This window comes from Pseudomonas sp. Root71 (genome assembly GCF_001429045.1).
Classification (GTDB): domain Bacteria; phylum Pseudomonadota; class Gammaproteobacteria; order Pseudomonadales; family Pseudomonadaceae; genus Aquipseudomonas; species Aquipseudomonas monachiensis.
Window position 1 is genome coordinate 179409 of sequence record NZ_LMHY01000012.1, and the last position, 11642, is coordinate 191050.

13 protein-coding genes are annotated in these 11642 nt (G+C 60.7%); all 13 read left to right on the plus strand.

The features are described from left to right. Entirely contained in the window at positions 1-969 is a 969-nt protein-coding gene (gene fliM / locus ASD95_RS10815) for a flagellar motor switch protein FliM (protein WP_008052878.1), read from the plus strand. Positions 970-1034: 65 nt separating this feature from the next. After that, positions 1035-1481, plus strand: a complete 447-nt coding sequence (gene fliN / locus ASD95_RS10820; protein ID WP_056721589.1) for a flagellar motor switch protein FliN — start codon at positions 1035-1037, stop codon at positions 1479-1481. A 30-nt stretch (positions 1482-1511) separates the two neighbouring features. Continuing rightward, the gene (fliO, locus tag ASD95_RS10825; RefSeq protein WP_409078514.1) at positions 1512-1925 is read left to right on the plus strand and encodes a flagellar biosynthetic protein FliO; all 414 of its coding nucleotides are present in this window, start codon (positions 1512-1514) and stop codon (positions 1923-1925) included. Continuing rightward, positions 1925-2683 (plus strand): flagellar type III secretion system pore protein FliP, encoded by a 759-nt coding sequence (gene fliP, locus ASD95_RS10830; protein ID WP_008052881.1) that lies wholly within the window; start codon positions 1925-1927, stop codon positions 2681-2683. The genes fliO and fliP overlap by 1 nt, the downstream gene beginning before the upstream one ends. Further along, positions 2680-2949, plus strand: a complete 270-nt coding sequence (fliQ, locus tag ASD95_RS10835; protein ID WP_056721593.1) for a flagellar biosynthesis protein FliQ — start codon at positions 2680-2682, stop codon at positions 2947-2949. The genes fliP and fliQ overlap by 4 nt, the downstream gene beginning before the upstream one ends. A 3-nt stretch (positions 2950-2952) precedes the next feature. After that, positions 2953-3735 carry a flagellar biosynthetic protein FliR gene (gene fliR / locus ASD95_RS10840; RefSeq protein WP_056721595.1) on the plus strand — a complete coding sequence of 261 codons (783 nt, stop codon included), beginning with the start codon at positions 2953-2955 and terminating at the stop codon, positions 3733-3735. Between the two features lie 3 nt (positions 3736-3738). Beyond that, the gene (gene flhB / locus ASD95_RS10845) at positions 3739-4878 is read left to right on the plus strand and encodes a flagellar biosynthesis protein FlhB (RefSeq protein ID WP_056721597.1); all 1140 of its coding nucleotides are present in this window, start codon (positions 3739-3741) and stop codon (positions 4876-4878) included. Between the two features lie 229 nt (positions 4879-5107). After that, positions 5108-7237, plus strand: coding sequence for a flagellar biosynthesis protein FlhA (gene flhA / locus ASD95_RS10850; RefSeq protein ID WP_056721599.1), 2130 nt, complete (start codon positions 5108-5110; stop codon positions 7235-7237). Positions 7238-7248: 11 nt separating this feature from the next. After that, positions 7249-8577 carry a flagellar biosynthesis protein FlhF gene (flhF, locus tag ASD95_RS10855; RefSeq protein ID WP_056721601.1) on the plus strand — a complete coding sequence of 443 codons (1329 nt, stop codon included), beginning with the start codon at positions 7249-7251 and terminating at the stop codon, positions 8575-8577. 116 nt (positions 8578-8693) lie between these two features. Next, positions 8694-9524, plus strand: a complete 831-nt coding sequence (gene fleN / locus ASD95_RS10860) for a flagellar synthesis regulator FleN (protein ID WP_008001746.1) — start codon at positions 8694-8696, stop codon at positions 9522-9524. Then, on the plus strand, positions 9521-10261 hold the full coding sequence (fliA, locus tag ASD95_RS10865) for an RNA polymerase sigma factor FliA (protein ID WP_007894214.1): 741 nt from the start codon (positions 9521-9523) through the stop codon (positions 10259-10261). The genes fleN and fliA overlap by 4 nt, the downstream gene beginning before the upstream one ends. 167 nt (positions 10262-10428) lie before the next feature. Continuing rightward, a complete protein-coding gene (locus ASD95_RS10870; RefSeq protein WP_003183998.1) occupies positions 10429-10800 on the plus strand; it encodes a chemotaxis response regulator CheY in 372 nt (123 codons plus the stop codon). Positions 10801-10821: 21 nt separating this feature from the next. Continuing rightward, positions 10822-11610 (plus strand): protein phosphatase CheZ, encoded by a 789-nt coding sequence (locus ASD95_RS10875; RefSeq protein ID WP_056721603.1) that lies wholly within the window; start codon positions 10822-10824, stop codon positions 11608-11610. Positions 11611-11642 lie beyond the last annotated feature (32 nt).

Consider the following 11642-nt stretch of genomic DNA (forward strand, 5'->3'; position numbering starts at 1 on the left):
ATGGCCGTGCAGGACCTGCTGTCCCAGGATGAGATCGACGCGCTGTTGCATGGCGTCGACGATGGTCTGGTACAGACCGAAAACGCTGCCGAACCCGGCGCCGTCAAAAGCTATGACCTGACCAGCCAGGATCGCATCGTCCGTGGACGCATGCCGACCCTGGAAATGATCAACGAGCGTTTCGCCCGCTATACCCGCATCAGCATGTTCAATATGCTGCGGCGCTCGGCGGACGTGGCGGTCGGCGGCGTGCAGGTGATGAAGTTCGGCGAATACGTGCACTCGCTGTACGTGCCGACCAGTCTCAACCTGGTCAAGATCAAACCCCTGCGCGGCACTGCGTTGTTCATCCTCGACGCCAAACTGGTGTTCAAGCTGGTGGACAACTTCTTCGGTGGCGACGGCCGGCACGCCAAGATCGAAGGGCGTGAGTTCACGCCGACCGAACTGCGCGTGGTACGCATGGTGCTGGAACAGGCGTTCGTCGACTTGAAGGAAGCCTGGCAGGCGATCATGGAAGTCAACTTCGAGTACATCAACTCGGAAGTGAACCCGGCCATGGCCAACATCGTCGGCCCGAGCGAAGCCATTGTGGTGTCGACCTTCCACATCGAACTCGATGGCGGTGGCGGCGACCTGCACGTGACCATGCCGTACTCGATGATCGAGCCGGTGCGCGAAATGCTCGATGCCGGCTTCCAGTCGGACCTCGACGACCAGGACGAGCGCTGGGTCAACGCCCTGCGCCAGGACGTGCTGGACGTCGACGTGCCGATCGGTGCGACGGTGGCTCGTCGTCAGTTGCGCCTGCGCGACATCCTGCACATGCAGCCGGGGGATGTGATCCCGGTCGACATGCCGGAAGAAATGATCATGCGCGCCAACGGCGTGCCGGCCTTCAAGGTCAAGATGGGCTCGCACAAGGGCAACCTGGCGTTGCAAGTGATCGAGCCGATCGAGCGCCGTTGACCGGCGCTTGTACCCGTTTGCGACTAACCGAATTCTGATTTTTTGCTCGCCGAGGACACAGACAAATGAACACGCAAGACGACCAGGCCCTGGCCGATGAGTGGGCAGCAGCCCTGGAAGAAACCGGTGATGCCGGGCAGGCCGATATCGACGCCCTGCTGGCCGCCGACTCCGGCAATTCCGCATCCGGCCGCCTGCCAATGGAAGAGTTCGGCAGCGTGCCGAAAAACAACGAGCCGGTCACTCTCGACGGCCCGAACCTGGATGTGATCCTCGATATCCCGGTGTCGATTTCCATGGAAGTGGGCAGCACCGACATCAACATCCGTAACCTGCTTCAACTGAACCAGGGGTCGGTGATCGAGCTTGATCGCCTGGCCGGCGAGCCGCTGGACGTGCTGGTCAATGGCACGCTCATCGCCCACGGCGAAGTGGTGGTGGTCAACGAGAAGTTCGGCATCCGCCTGACGGACGTGATCAGCCCAAGCGAACGCATCAAGAAGCTGCGCTGAGTGAAAAAGGTTCTCGGGTTTGTATTGGCGATGCCGTTCAGCGTGCTGGCGGCCGAACCTGTCGCAACGGCGACCACGGCCGCTGCGCCGGCGGTGAGCAGCGGTGTGGCCGGCCAGTTGACGCAGTTGGTGTTCGGCTTGCTGCTGGTGCTGGGGTTGATCTTCTTCCTTGCCTGGTTGCTGCGTCGGGTCCAGCAGGCCGGCCCGGCCGGCAAGGGGCAGGTCATCGAGATTGTCGGCTCCCGCGCGCTGGGGCCTCGCGATCGCCTGATGCTGGTGCAGGTCGGCAACGAGCAGATCCTGTTGGGCCTGAGCCCCGGCAACATCACTGCGCTGCACGTCCTCAAGGAGCCGGTGCAAGTGCCGAGCACCGAGAAGCCGACGCCGGAATTTGCCCAGCGCCTGTTGGAAATGCTGGGTAAAGATCACAAGGATAAGAAGTAATGGGTGCGCTGCGCATCGTCTTGACGCTGACCCTGATGCTGGCCGCGCCGCTGGCATTCGCCGCCGATCCGCTGTCGATCCCGGCAATCACCCTGGGCACCAATGCGCAGGGTGCGCAGGAATACTCGGTCAGCCTGCAAATCCTGCTGATCATGACCGCGCTGAGTTTTATCCCGGCGTTTGTCATGCTGATGACCAGTTTCACCCGGATCATCATTGTCTTCTCGATCCTGCGCCAGGCCCTGGGCCTGCAGCAGACACCGTCGAACCAGATCCTCACCGGCATGGCGCTGTTCCTGACCCTGTTCATCATGGCGCCGGTGTTCGACCGGGTGAATCAGGATGCCCTGCAGCCGTACCTGGCGGAAAAGCTGACGGCCCAGGATGCGGTCGCCAAGGCGCAGGTGCCGATCAAGAACTTCATGCTCGCCCAGACTCGCACCAGCGATCTGGAGCTGTTCATGCGCCTGTCCAAGCGCACTGACATCGCGACGCCGGATCAGGCGCCGTTGACCATCCTGGTGCCCGCTTTCGTGACCTCCGAGCTGAAAACGGCATTCCAGATCGGCTTCATGATCTTCATCCCGTTCCTGATCATCGACCTGGTCGTGGCCAGTGTGTTGATGGCCATGGGGATGATGATGCTGTCGCCGCTGATCATTTCCCTGCCGTTCAAGATCATGTTGTTCGTGCTGGTCGATGGCTGGGCGTTGATCATCGGCACGCTGGCCAGCAGCTTCGGTGGTGTCTCGCCATGACCCCGGAAGTAGCGGTCGATATCTTCCGGGAAGCGCTGTGGCTGACCACCATGATGGTGGCGGTGCTGGTGATTCCGAGTCTGCTGATCGGCCTGCTGGTGGCGATGTTCCAGGCCGCCACCCAGATCAACGAACAGACCCTGAGCTTCCTGCCGCGCCTGCTGGTGATGCTGGTGACGCTGATCGTGGCTGGCCCGTGGCTGGTGCAGACTTTCATGGATTACATCCTGCAGCTGTACGGCAGTATTCCTCAGGTCATCGGCTAAACCATGTCACTGCTAGCGCTGACCGATACCCAGATCAGCACCTGGGTGGCGACATTCATGTTGCCGCTGTTTCGCGTCGGCTCCTTGCTGATGGTCATGCCGGTGTTCGGCACAACCCTGCTGCCTCGGCGCATCCGTCTGTATTTCGCGCTGGCCATTACCGTGGTCATCGTGCCGGGCCTGCCGCCGATGCCGCCGGTCAACCCTCTGGATTTAAGCGGGCTGTTGCTGATTGCCGAGCAGATTCTCATCGGTGCCGTGATGGGGTTTTCCTTGCAGCTGTTCTTCCAGGCATTTGTGGTTGCCGGGCAAATCGTCGCCATCCAGATGGGCATGGGCTTCGCCTCCATGATCGACCCGGCCAACGGCGTATCGACGGCGGTGATCGGGCAGTTTTTCACGATGCTGGTGACGCTGCTGTTCCTGTCCATGAACGGTCATCTGGTGGTGTTCGAGATCCTCACCGAGAGTTTCACCACGTTGCCGGTGGGAGGTGGCCTGATGGTCAATCACTACTGGGAGCTGGCCGGCAAGCTCGGCTGGGTGCTCGGTGCGGCGTTATTGCTGGTGCTGCCGGCGATCACCGCGTTGCTGGTGGTCAACATCGCGTTTGGCGTCATGACCCGGGCGGCGCCGCAACTCAATATTTTCTCTGTCGGCTTCCCGCTGATCCTGGTACTTGGGCTGTTCATTGTCTGGGTCGGTCTGGCGGACATTCTCAACCAGTATCAACCGCTGGCCACCGAGGCCTTGCAGTTGTTACGTGAAATGGCGCGGGCGAGCTGAGCCATGGCCGAGAGCGAAAGCGGTCAGGACAAAACAGAAGACCCCACGGAGAAGCGCAAACAGGACTCCCGTGAAAAGGGTGAGATAGCGCGGTCCAAGGAACTCAACACCCTGGCGATCATGCTGGTCGGTGCCTCGGCGCTGCTGATTTTTGGCGGCGCCATGGCGCAGGACATGATGGAGCTGATGCGCATCAACTTCTCGCTGCCGCGGGAAGTAATCCTGGATCAGCGCTCCATGGCCACCTACCTGATGCGCTCGGGGCAAATTGCCCTGTGGTCGATCCAGCCGGTGATGATCACCTTGGTACTGGCCGCCATCATCGGTCCGATTTCCCTGGGGGGCTGGCTGTTCGCGGCGAGTTCCATGGCGCCCAAGTTCAGCCGCTTGAACCCCGGCCCCGGCCTCAAACGCATGTTCTCCACCAAGTCGCTGGTCGAACTGCTCAAGGCCCTGGCCAAGTTCATCATTATCCTGTTCGTGGCGCTGGCGGTACTGTCATCGGACATCGACGACCTGCTGCGCATCGCCCATGAGCCCCTGGACATGGCGATCATTCACAGCCTGCAAGTCGTGGGCTGGAGCACCCTGTGGATGGCGTGCGGGCTGATCCTGATCGCGGTGGTGGACGTGCCGGTGCAGCTCTGGGAGAGCCACAAGAAACTGCTGATGACCAAGCAGGAAGTGCGTGACGAGCACAAGGACCAGGAGGGGCGGCCGGAGGTCAAGCAGCGGATTCGACAGCTGCAACGCGAGATGTCCCAGCGACGGATGATGGCCGCCATTCCCGAGGCCGACGTGGTCATCACCAACCCGACCCACTACGCGGTGGCCCTCAAATACGACCCGGAAAAGGGTAATGCGCCGGTACTGCTGGCCAAGGGTAGCGACTTCCTGGCCCTGAAGATCCGCGAGATCGCGGCGGCCAACGAGATTTTGCTGCTGGAATCGCCGGCGCTGGCGCGGTCGATTTACTACTCCACCGAGCTTGAGCAGGAAATTCCTGGCGGGCTCTACCTGGCGGTTGCACAGGTGTTGGCTTACGTTTATCAGATTCGACAGTACCGGGCGGGCAAGGGCAAGAGACCTGATCCGCTTAAGGATGACCTGCCGATTCCACCGGATCTGCGCCGCGATTCCTGAGTTTCGCGCTGCTGCTGATGGCCCCTTCGCGGGCAAGCCCGCTCCCACAGGTTCGGCGATAACTTGTGGGAGCGTGGCTTGCCCGCGAAGGCGTCAGTCCAGGCGATGCATATCCCCCTGAAAAAACACTCTATTTCTCCTGCCGCAAAAGTTGGAAAGCTTCTTGCAGTAGCCGCCCTGCGCCTGCTTCAGGCGTCAAAAGTTTGCTTTAAAGGAACGGGGAAAACCGGTGGATCGCTCTCAGTTAATCAACAGTGCCCGCACAAACGTTGCCGACCTCAGTCGGGGCAATCTGGGCGTGCCGCTGTTGCTGCTGGTCATGCTGGCGATGATGATGTTGCCGGTGCCGCCGTTCCTGCTGGACGTGTTCTTCACCTTCAACATAGCCCTGTCCATCGTCGTGCTGCTGGTGTGCGTCTACGCCTTGCGGCCGCTGGATTTCGCGGTGTTTCCGACCATTCTGTTGGTGGCGACACTGTTGCGCCTGGCGTTGAACGTGGCCTCCACGCGGGTGGTGATGCTCCACGGTCAGGACGGCCATGCCGCCGCCGGTAAGGTGATCCAGGCCTTCGGCGAGGTGGTGATCGGCGGTAACTACGTGGTGGGTATCGTGGTCTTCGCGATCTTGATGATCATCAACTTCGTCGTGGTGACCAAGGGCGCGGGGCGGATTTCCGAGGTGAGCGCGCGTTTCACTCTCGATGCGATGCCCGGCAAGCAAATGGCGATCGACGCCGACCTCAACGCCGGCCTGATCGATCAGGCCCAGGCCAAGGCCCGTCGTTCGGAAGTGGCCCAGGAAGCCGAGTTCTACGGATCCATGGACGGTGCCAGCAAATTTGTCCGTGGTGACGCCATCGCCGGCCTGTTGATCCTGTTCATCAACCTGATCGGCGGCATGGCGGTCGGTATCTTCCAGCACGGCATGACCTTCGGCGACGCCGGCAAGGTGTATGCGCTGCTGACCATCGGTGACGGTTTGGTGGCGCAATTGCCATCACTGTTGTTATCGACAGCAGCGGCGATCATGGTGACCCGTGCTTCCGGTTCGGAAGACATGGGCAAGCAAATCAATCGCCAGATGTTCGCCTCGCCCAAGGCGCTGGCGGTGGCAGCGGGCTTGATGGCGGTCATGGGCCTGGTGCCCGGCATGCCGCATTTCTCGTTCCTGAGCATGGCGGCGCTGGCGGCCGGTGGCGCTTACCTGTTCTGGAAAAAGCAGAACGTCGCCAAGGTGCAGGTCCTGCAAGAGGTCAAGCGCCAGCAGGAGTTGCTGCCGTCGCCGGCCCGCGCCCAGGAAACCAAGGAGCTTGGCTGGGATGACGTGACGCCGATCGATATGATCGGCCTGGAGGTGGGTTATCGCCTGATTCCGTTGGTGGACCGCAACCAGGGCGGCCAGTTGCTGGCGCGAATCAAGGGCGTACGCAAGAAACTGTCCCAGGACCTGGGCTTCCTGATGCCCACGGTGCATATCCGCGACAACCTCGACCTGGCCCCAAGTGCCTATCGCCTGACCCTCATGGGGGTGATCCTGGCCGAAGCGGAGATTTACCCGGATCGCGAACTGGCGATCAACCCGGGGCAGGTCTACGGCACGCTCAACGGCATTACCGCCAAAGATCCGGCTTTCGGCCTGGAGGCGGTCTGGATCGAAATCAGCCAGCGCGCCCAGGCGCAATCCCTCGGTTATACGGTGGTCGATGCCAGTACAGTAGTGGCTACCCACTTGAACCAGATACTCTACAAGCATTCCAGTGAACTGATCGGTCACGAAGAAGTGCAGCAACTCATGCAATTGCTGGCCAAAAGCTCGCCGAAGCTGGCCGAGGAGCTGGTGCCGGGCGTGGTTTCGCTGTCGCAGCTGCTCAAGGTGCTGCAAGCGCTGCTGGCCGAACAAGTGCCGGTGCGCGACATCCGCAGCATTGCCGAGGCGATCGCCAACAATGCCGCCAAGAGTCAAGATACCGCCGCGCTGGTGGCTGCCGTGCGGGTTGGCGTATCCCGCGCAATCGTCCAAAGCATTGTAGGCACTGAGTCGGAGCTGCCAGTCATCACGCTGGAGCCCAGGTTGGAACAAATATTGCTCAATAGTCTGCAGAAGGCAGGACAAGGCTCGGAAGAGGGCGTTCTGCTGGAGCCAAGCATGGCTGAGAAGCTGCAACGTTCGTTGATTGACGCGGCGCAGCGTCAGGAGATGCAAGGTCAGCCGGTGATTCTGCTGGTGGCCGGTCCGGTTCGCGCGATGCTCTCGCGATTTGGCCGGCTCGCAGTCCCGGGTTTGCATGTGTTGGCTTACCAGGAAATCCCTGACAACAAGCAAGTGACCATCGTTGCGACAGTAGGGCCCAACGGCTGAGGTAGTGGTTTATGCAAGTTAAGCGTTTTTTCGCCGCCGATATGCGTCAGGCCATGAAGCTGGTTCGCGATGAGCTGGGCGCTGATGCGGCCATTATTGGCAACCGCCGGATCGCCGGGGGTGTCGAGCTGACGGCTGCGCTGGATTACAAGCTGTCGGCGCTGGCGCCGCGGGTTCCGAACATGGAACTCGAAGACGAGCTGCGCAAGACTCAGTCGCGGATCGTCACCGCCCAGGCCGAATTGAGTCTGCGTGGCGATGGCGAGAGCGACAATGCAACCAATCGCCAGTTGTTCGCCGGCTTGCCGTTGACCGCCGCCGAGCCGCTGATCGAACCGACCTACGCCGAACCCCGTCGTCCTGTACCGGCCGTTGCGCCAGCGTCCGCTGGCGTGGACCCGCGGGCGTTCGACTCGATGCGTTTCGAGCTCAACAGCCTGCGCGAACTCATGGAAGTGCAACTCGGCTCCCTGGCCTGGAATCAGCTGCAAGGCAGCCGTCCGGACCAGGCCAACCTCTGGCGTCGCCTGCAACGCATCGGCCTGTCCGGCCCGCTGTCGCGTGACCTTTTGGCGATGATCACCGAAATCGAAGAACCCCGTCAGGCCTGGCGCATGTTGCTCGCGCACCTGGCGCGCATGATCGTTACCCCGGAAGTCGAGCCGCTGGAAGAGGGCGGTGTGATTGCCATGGTCGGCCCTGCCGGCATGGGCAAGACCACCACCCTGGCCAAGCTGGCTGCCCGCTACGTGCTCAAGTACGGCGCGCAGAACATTGCGCTGGTGAGCATGGACAGCTTCCGCATCGGTGCCCAGGAGCAGCTCAAGACCCTGGGGCGCATTCTCAATGTGTCGGTGACCCACGTCGATCCGGGCCAGTCCCTGGTGCAGGCGCTGGAGCCATTGCTGCGCAAGCGCGTGGTGCTGATCGATACCGCGGGCCTTCAGGCCAGCGATCCGGCCCTGCGCATGCAGCTCGAAAGCCTGGCCGGTCGCGGCATCCGCTCGAAAAATTATCTGGTCCTGGCAACCACCAGCCAGAAACAGGTTCTAACGGCCGCTTATCACAGTTACAAGCGTTGTGGGCTCGCAGGCTGCATCCTGACTAAACTGGATGAAACGGCAAGTCTGGGCGAGGTGTTGAGCCTTGCCATCAGTCATGAACTGCCGGTGGCTTACCTGACCGATGGCCCGCGGATCCCGGATGATTTGCATCTGCCGCGTCGTCACCAGTTGGTCAGCCGCGCCGTGAGCGTACAAATGCAGGAAGAACCCAGCGAAGAAGCCATGGCTGACATGTTCGCTGACATCTACCACAGTCCGACCAAGCAGGTTGGCTGAGGTAAAAATGAACAGTTTTTGTACCTACATCGATGGTCTGCCATGCATTGTTCCGTTTGTGAACGCGCAGCCAGTAATGTGGCCTCCGTCTATGCAAGACAAGGTAAAGAAATAACATGGGCAGCATGCATCCCGTACAGGTGATCGCGGTGACCGGCGGCAAAGGTGGCGTCGGGAAAACTAATGTGTCAGTGAACTTGTCCCTGGCTTTGGCCGAGCTTGGCCGGCGCGTCATGCTGTTGGACGCCGACCTTGGACTGGCGAACGTCGACGTTCTGCTGGGCCTGACACCCAAACGTACCCTGGCCGACGTGATCGAAGGCCGCTGCGAACTGCGCGATGTACTGCTGCAGGGACCCGGCGGCATCCGTATCGTTCCGGCCGCATCCGGCACTCAGAGCATGGTGCATCTGAGCCCCGCGCAACACGCCGGCCTGATCCAGGCCTTCAGTGATATTGGCGACAACCTCGACGTACTGGTGATCGACACCGCTGCGGGCATTGGTGACTCGGTAGTCAGTTTCGTCCGCGCAGCCCAGGAAGTGCTGCTGGTGGTGTGCGACGAGCCGACCTCGATCACCGATGCCTACGCCTTGATCAAGTTGCTGAACCGCGACTACGGCATGAACCGCTTCCGCGTCCTGGCCAACATGGCCCAGAGCCCGCAGGAAGGACGCAACCTGTTCGCCAAGTTGACCAAGGTCACGGATCGCTTCCTCGACGTCGCCCTACAATACGTTGGTGCGGTGCCTTACGACGAAAGCGTGCGCAAGGCCGTGCAGAAGCAGCGCGCCGTCTACGAGGCCTTCCCGCGTTCCAAGTGCTCGCTGGCGTTCAAGGCCATCGCGCAGAAGGTCGATACCTGGCCGCTGCCGGCCAACCCGCGCGGACACTTGGAGTTTTTCGTCGAGCGGCTCGTGCAGCAGACAGCAGGACCTGTTCTATGACAGCCAGCGGCTACAACCTCTACAAGAAGTCGGCACGCGATGCGCAGTACGAGCTGATCGAGCGTTACGCGCCGCTGGTTAAACGCATTGCCTACCACTTGCTGGCGCGTTTGCCGGCCAGTGTCCAGGTCGAAGACCTGATCCAGGCCGGGATGATCGGCCTGCTTGAAGTGTCGACCAAATATGACGCCAGCAAAGGCGCCAGTTTCGAGACGTACGCGGGCATTCGAATCCGCGGCGCCATGCTCGATGAAGTGCGCAAGGGGGACTGGGCGCCACGTTCGGTTCACCGCAATACGCGCATGGTCAGCGATGCCATTCGCTCGATTGAAGCGAAAACCGGCCGTGACGCTAAAGATCACGAAGTTGCGGCCGAACTCCAATTGAGTCTCGACGATTACTACGGGATTTTGAACGACACCCTGGGCAGCCGGCTGTTCAGTTTCGACGATCTGTTGCAGGACGGCGAACACGAAGGGCTGCACGAGGATGGCGCGAGTGCTCATCTCGAGCCGTCACGCGACTTGGAGGATGAACGCTTCCAGGCGGCGCTGGCGGATGCGATTGCCAATTTGCCGGAGCGTGAGCGACTGGTGTTGGCGCTGTACTACGACGAAGAGTTGAACCTCAAGGAAATCGGTGAGGTCCTGGGGGTCAGCGAATCGCGGGTCAGCCAGTTACACAGCCAGTGCGCGGCCCGTTTGCGGGGGCGTTTGGGGGAGTGGCGAGCGCGCTGAAGGCAGTGTGGGGACACTGCGAACGAGGCTGGTGTGGTGTTGAACTGCGCCGGTCGCGATCTGTTGTGCTCCAGACAGTCATTGAGTGCTTTGCCGGATTGATTGAAATGGCGCGTCCAGGTGCTGGGCGCGTTTAAGACTGCTTGGAGGTCGAATTGGACAAGAACATGAAAATCCTCATCGTTGATGACTTCTCAACGATGCGGCGGATCATCAAGAACCTGCTGCGTGACCTTGGGTTCACCAACACCGTCGAGGCCGACGATGGCACTACCGCCATTCCGGTGCTCAACAGCGGAAGCATCGACTTTCTGGTAACGGACTGGAACATGCCTGGCATGACCGGTATCGATCTGCTGCGCCACGTGCGTGCCGATGAAAAGCTCAAGCACCTGCCGGTGCTGATGGTGACCGCTGAAGCCAAGCGCGAGCAGATCATCGAAGCGGCCCAGGCCGGCGTTAACGGCTATGTGGTCAAGCCCTTCACGGCCCAGGCGTTGAAAGAAAAAATCGAGAAGATTTTCGAACGCATCGGTTGATGAGTGCGCCACGGGGGAGCTATGGGCAATAACGAAACTTCATTGGGCGATTTTGAATCGACCCTGAAAAAACACGCCGTCGAATTGGTCGAGAGCCTTGAGAAAGGCAAGTTCGGCGACGCGGTGCAATTGATCCATGAGCTCAACCAGACCCGTGACCGCGGCCTGTATCAGGAAGTGGGCAAGCTCACTCGCGAGCTGCATAGCGCGATCGTCAATTTCCAGATTGACCCGCACATGCCGCAAGCCGAAGAAGTGTCGCAGATCACCGACGCCACCGAGCGCCTGGGGTATGTGGTCAAGCTGACCGAGGCGGCGGCCAACCGCACCATGGATCTGGTGGAAAATGCCACGCCGCTGGTCAATGGCCTGGCCGATGAAGCCAAGGTGTTGAGCGCGGACTGGGGGCGCTTCATGCGTCGCGAAGTCGGCGCCGAAGAGTTTCGTGAACTGGCCCGGCGGGTCGACGGCTTCCTGACGCGCAGCGGCACGGACAATCGCGCGGTGTCGGGCAACCTCAACGACATCCTGCTCGCCCAGGATTACCAGGACCTCACAGGCCAGGTGATCAAGCGTGTGACCCAGTTGGTCACCGAAGTCGAAAGCAACCTGCTCAAGCTCGTGCTGATGGCCAGCCAGGTGGACCGCTTTGCGGGCATCGAACATGACCGTGAAGCGATGCTTGCTGAAAAAGATCCACAAAAACATCTCTCTCAGGGTGAAGGTCCGCAGATTCATGCCGATAAAAGAGAAGACGTTGTGTCCGGTCAGGACGATGTGGACGATTTGTTATCCAGCCTGGGATTTTAGAGTTTTAGAATTTTAGGTTTTTTGGGTTTTTA

Bases quoted from the DNA above. Each gene is read 5' to 3' on its own strand.
- flhF (WP_056721601.1), top strand. From the start codon at position 7,249: ATGCAAGTTAAGCGTTTTTTCGCCGCCGATATGCGTCAGGCCATGAAG.
- fliA (WP_007894214.1), top strand. From the start codon at position 9,521: ATGACAGCCAGCGGCTACAACCTCTACAAGAAGTCGGCACGCGATGCG.
- fleN (WP_008001746.1), top strand. From the start codon at position 8,694: ATGGGCAGCATGCATCCCGTACAGGTGATCGCGGTGACCGGCGGCAAA.
- fliP (WP_008052881.1), top strand. From the start codon at position 1,925: ATGGGTGCGCTGCGCATCGTCTTGACGCTGACCCTGATGCTGGCCGCG.
- fliQ (WP_056721593.1), top strand. From the start codon at position 2,680: ATGACCCCGGAAGTAGCGGTCGATATCTTCCGGGAAGCGCTGTGGCTG.
- fliO (WP_409078514.1), top strand. From the start codon at position 1,512: ATGCCGTTCAGCGTGCTGGCGGCCGAACCTGTCGCAACGGCGACCACG.
- fliN (WP_056721589.1), top strand. From the start codon at position 1,035: ATGAACACGCAAGACGACCAGGCCCTGGCCGATGAGTGGGCAGCAGCC.
- fliR (WP_056721595.1), top strand. From the start codon at position 2,953: ATGTCACTGCTAGCGCTGACCGATACCCAGATCAGCACCTGGGTGGCG.
- ASD95_RS10870 (WP_003183998.1), top strand. From the start codon at position 10,429: ATGAAAATCCTCATCGTTGATGACTTCTCAACGATGCGGCGGATCATC.
- fliM (WP_008052878.1), top strand. From the start codon at position 1: ATGGCCGTGCAGGACCTGCTGTCCCAGGATGAGATCGACGCGCTGTTG.
- ASD95_RS10875 (WP_056721603.1), top strand. From the start codon at position 10,822: ATGGGCAATAACGAAACTTCATTGGGCGATTTTGAATCGACCCTGAAA.
- flhB (WP_056721597.1), top strand. From the start codon at position 3,739: ATGGCCGAGAGCGAAAGCGGTCAGGACAAAACAGAAGACCCCACGGAG.